The sequence below is a fragment of the Pseudomonas sp. GXM4 genome (assembly GCF_008923895.1).
In the GTDB taxonomy this organism is placed as follows: domain Bacteria; phylum Pseudomonadota; class Gammaproteobacteria; order Pseudomonadales; family Pseudomonadaceae; genus Aquipseudomonas; species Aquipseudomonas atacamensis.
In genome coordinates this window covers 1-4,133 of sequence record NZ_WBRZ01000374.1, presented here as the reverse complement: position 1 = coordinate 4,133, position 4,133 = coordinate 1, and the positions used below count along the sequence as shown (strand labels likewise).

Here is a 4,133-nt window from a genome sequence, read left to right as displayed (position 1 = left end):
CCTGAGTCAACAACAGCTCGCCGGGTTCCACCTCATCCAAGGGCTTTGATTCAATGAGCTGAGCCACTTTTTCATTCATCTCGCTGCCGGTGATATCCAGCTCGAATTGCAAGGAGTCATCTTGGACTTCGTCAGGGAAGAATCCGGTAATCGAAAGAAAGCGCATGTTTCAATCCTTAATTTCTAGAAGTTTTTCGTTTTGGATCCGCTGGTCCCGTTTGTTCACCCGTCAAGTGATTGAACTCGCCTAAATGAGTCGTTCCTAATTTGTCGTATTTTTCGACGGCGTTGCTTTTGTAATCCCACTCGTAAATTCGACCTTTGCGGTCTACCCAACGTGCTCGCTGCTTTCCACCACCTTGCACTGACGACTTCGATTTCACTTTGACTGCATCAGGGAATGCGGGCAGCGTTTTCGGATGGCCGTAATAAGCATGGTCACGAGCACGGCTGAGCACAACATAGGCCGGCCTGACGCCCGAATCTGCCGGATACACCAAAATAAAGTCTTTGTACTCCGGCGGATAAACCGGATTCACCAAAATTCCGTCCGCCGCTTTCGTCGGTGGATACACCCAGATATGCGGTGCCTGCGGGGCGGCCTCCAGCGCTGGAATGCCTAGGATGTCCGAGCCATCCACCGCCGGGGTCCAGAGCAGCTCGACTCCTTCACCCAGATCCGCAACGAACCGGTCGCCGCGTGCAATGAACTGCACGACATTGACCATTTCCCAATCGCGGTTCTTACCGGTGTAGAAACCGTAACCCTTGAGGCTGCCATCGGCCTGTTGCTCGACGCGCAGGCGCACGCGGGTTCGGGCTTGTTTGAGTGTGCTCAGTTGCTCATCGGTGTAGAGCGCGCTGTCGCCCAGGCTGGATGGCATCAAAAGCGCAACCAGCCCCACCAAAGACGCAGCCGCCGCAGGGGAGGCGAGCGCCGGTAGCACTTCAAAAGCCGAGCCTGCCAGGGCCAGACTGCCGAACCCGACCGGGATGGTGTTGGCGCTGATTTTCTTGAGAGGAATGCCGCCGCTTGCGTCGGCTTCGCGAGCGCCGAGCAGGATCAGCTCGCCGTAATCCTTCAGGCTGTCGGTCGGCACCATGCCGGAAGGATTGCTGTAATCGATAATCGCATCCGGCAACTTGCAGGACTTGGCGAATACACAGCCGGCACGCACGGCTTCAGGTTTTTTCGCCGCCACTTCACTGCTGCGCTCGAACGCCTCCTGCCGCGCCAGCATCGCGTCGTAAGCGTTTTGCCCGGCTTCGCGCTCGGCCAGTTCGGCGGCCGTCATATACCGCCAGGTAACGTGATGTCCGTCGCCCTCCGGCGGGTTTTGCACCCGGGGAATGTCCTTGTTCCGCGCCACTGATCGTCCCTTCGTTCATCGTCGACAGCCCCTCGAGAAGGGGCCGCACGACGTTATCGAAGCGGGGAAAGTGTGGCTGTAGGACGGGTCGCTAATGACGTGGGGATTGTTCGCTGCGTAACTGTAAGGCTAGGAATCTGTGGCGAGGGGCAAGCTCCCTCGCCACAGGGGTTATTGCAGTTGTGAATTCTTGCGACTCGCCGCCGCCGTCACCGCATAACCAATCACCGCCGCGAGGATCGAGCCGGTTAGGATGCCCATGCGATCCATGCCGGCGTAATCACTCACGCCCGGTTCGAAGGCCAGCGAGCCGACGAACAGGCTCATGGTGAAGCCTATGCCGCAGAGGATCGCGACGCCGAGGACCTGGCCCCAGTTGGCGCCTTGGGGCAGGGCGGCGATGCCGATCTTGACCGCCAGCCAGGTCAGGCCGAACACGCCGACGGTCTTGCCCAGCAGCAGGCCGATGGCGATGCCCATCGGTACGTCGTGGGTGAAGCTTTCGACGGTGACGCCGCTCAGTGACAGGCCGGCGTTGGCGAAGGCGAACAGCGGCAGGATGCCGTAGGCGACCCACGGGTGCAGCGCGTGTTCGAGGGTCAGCAGCGGCGACGACTCGGCGTTTTTCGTGCGCAGGGGAATGCAGAAAGCCAGGGTCACGCCGGCCAGTGTCGCGTGGACACCGCTCTTGAGTACGCAGACCCAGAGGATCAGGCCGATGATCATGTACGGGCCGAGCTTGACCACGCCGAGCCGGTTCATCGCCACCAGCGCGGCAATGCACGCAGCCGCCAGGCCAAGGGACAGGGTCGAGAGTTCGCCGGAATAGAAGATTGCGATGATGACGATGGCGCCGAGGTCATCGATGATCGCCAGGGTCATCAGGAACAGTTTCAGCGACACCGGCACGCGCTTGCCGAGCAGCGCCAGTACGCCGAGGGCGAAGGCAATGTCAGTGGCGGTCGGAATGGCCCAGCCACTCAGGGCCGCGGGGTTGTCGCGATTGAGGAACCAGTAGATCAGCGCCGGCACCAGCATGCCGCCGATCGCCGCTGCGCCGGGCAGGACGATTTGCGAAGGCTTGGACAATTGGCCGTCGAGCACTTCGCGTTTCACTTCCAGGCCGATCAGCAGGAAGAACATCGCCATCAGGCCGTCGTTGATCCACAGCAGCAGGGGTTTGGCGATTTTCAACGCACCGATCTGCGCCACCACAGGAGTGTCGAGCAGGCCGGTGTACAGCCACGACAGCGGTGAGTTGTTGATGATCAGCGCGAGAACGGCTGCGGCGATCAATAGCAGACCGCTGGCGGCTTCCAACTGAAAGAAACGCGTGAAAGTGCTACGCAGAGGCAAGGTCGCTCTCCATCGAATCAAGAAAAAGGTGAAACACCCTAACCCGTACCGTTAGTTGTTAAAACAAAAGTTATATTCTTTTTTGTTATATGTCGTTACAGGCTGTCTGGTACGGGCAGCACTGAGCCTAGCAGTTGCCTGACACATTGAGACTCAGCTGTATCTTTGCCGCCTGCGGGATTTTTTCTAAGCTTGCAGCAGACCTTTTTCAGAAGATCGATCTTCTGGCTGATTCAACGAGAACCGAAACCATGAGCGACAACCGACAGTGGGCCCGCGAAGCCATCCGCATCATCGAGGCGGACTTCCAGCGCAGCGCCGACACCCACCTGATCCCTTTGCCGCTGCCCGGTTTTGCCGGCATCGAGTTGTATTTCAAGGACGAATCCAGCCACCCGACCGGCAGCCTCAAGCATCGCCTGGCCCGTTCGCTGTTCCTCTACGCGCTGTGCAACGGCTGGCTGAAGCCCGGCGCGCCGGTGATCGAGGCATCCAGCGGCTCGACGGCGATTTCCGAAGCGTATTTCGCGCGCATGCTCGGTTTGCCGTTTATCGCGGTGATGCCGGCGACCACTTCGAAAGAGAAGATTGCCCAGATTGCCTTCTACGGCGGGCAGAGCCATCTGGTGCAGGATCCGACGCAGATCTACGCCGAATCCGAGCGCCTGGCCCGCGAGCATGGCGGTCACTTCATCGATCAGTTCACTTACGCTGAACGCGCCACCGACTGGCGAGCGAACAACAACATCGCCGAGTCGATCTTCCAGCAGATGCGCTACGAAAAACACCCTGAACCGACCTGGCTGATTTCCAGCCCCGGCACCGGCGGCACCACCGCGACCCTCGGCCGTTACGTGCGCTATCGCCAGCACTGCACCCGCGTGTTGTGTGCCGATGCCGAGCGTTCGGTGTTCTTCGATTTTTACCAGACCGGAGATGCCAGCCTGCGCCTGGACTGCGGCTCGCGCATAGAAGGCATTGGCCGGCCTCGGGTGGAAGCGTCGTTCCTGCCCAAGGTGATCGATGCGATGGTCAAGGTGCCGGACGCCCTGTCCCTGGCGGCCATGCATTATCTGGCGCAGCGTTTGGGGCGGCATGTCGGTGGATCGAGCGGGACCAATCTGATCGGTGCGCTGATGGCGGCGCAGCAGATGAAAGCGGCGGGGCAGTCGGGGTCGATCGTGGCGATCCTGTGCGATGGCGGCGAGCGTTATGCCGACACGTATTACGACCAGAACTGGTTGAAAGCGCAGGGTTACGAACTGGGTGAGTTGATTGCAGCGGTGGCCGCGAGTGCCGAGCGCGGAGAGGCGCTGCCGACCTCGGTGCTGCGCGCGAATATCTAAAGCCAAACGCAGACACCACCGTGGGAGCGAGCCTGCTCGCGAAGGCGGAGTTACATTCAAC

Annotated in this window: 4 protein-coding genes; 1 reads left to right on the top strand and 3 read right to left on the bottom strand. The window is 60.1% G+C overall.

Annotated elements, in window-relative coordinates; genetic code table 11:
• The 3 genes from F8N49_RS28400 to nhaA all read right to left on the bottom strand — a co-directional run.
• The coding region (locus F8N49_RS28400; RefSeq protein ID WP_178117076.1) for a pyocin S6 family toxin immunity protein at window positions 1-166 on the bottom strand (166 nt) is incomplete at its 3' end.
• Between the two features lie 10 nt (window positions 167-176).
• Complete coding sequence (locus F8N49_RS26080) at window positions 177-1,370, bottom strand: S-type pyocin domain-containing protein (RefSeq protein ID WP_151553157.1); 1,194 nt, start codon at window positions 1,368-1,370, stop codon at window positions 177-179.
• 171 nt (window positions 1,371-1,541) lie between these two features.
• Window positions 1,542-2,726 carry a Na+/H+ antiporter NhaA gene (gene nhaA, locus F8N49_RS26075; RefSeq protein WP_122505756.1) on the bottom strand — a complete coding sequence of 395 codons (1,185 nt, stop codon included), beginning with the start codon at window positions 2,724-2,726 and terminating at the stop codon, window positions 1,542-1,544.
• Between the two features lie 251 nt (window positions 2,727-2,977).
• On the opposite strand from nhaA, the gene F8N49_RS26070 reads away from it, so the two are divergent.
• Window positions 2,978-4,072, top strand: a complete 1,095-nt coding sequence (locus F8N49_RS26070; RefSeq protein ID WP_151553156.1) for a PLP-dependent cysteine synthase family protein — start codon at window positions 2,978-2,980, stop codon at window positions 4,070-4,072.
• Window positions 4,073-4,133: the final 61 nt, after the last annotated feature.

Bases quoted from the DNA above. Each gene is read 5' to 3' on its own strand.
- F8N49_RS26070 (WP_151553156.1), top strand. From the start codon at position 2,978: ATGAGCGACAACCGACAGTGGGCCCGCGAAGCCATCCGCATCATCGAG.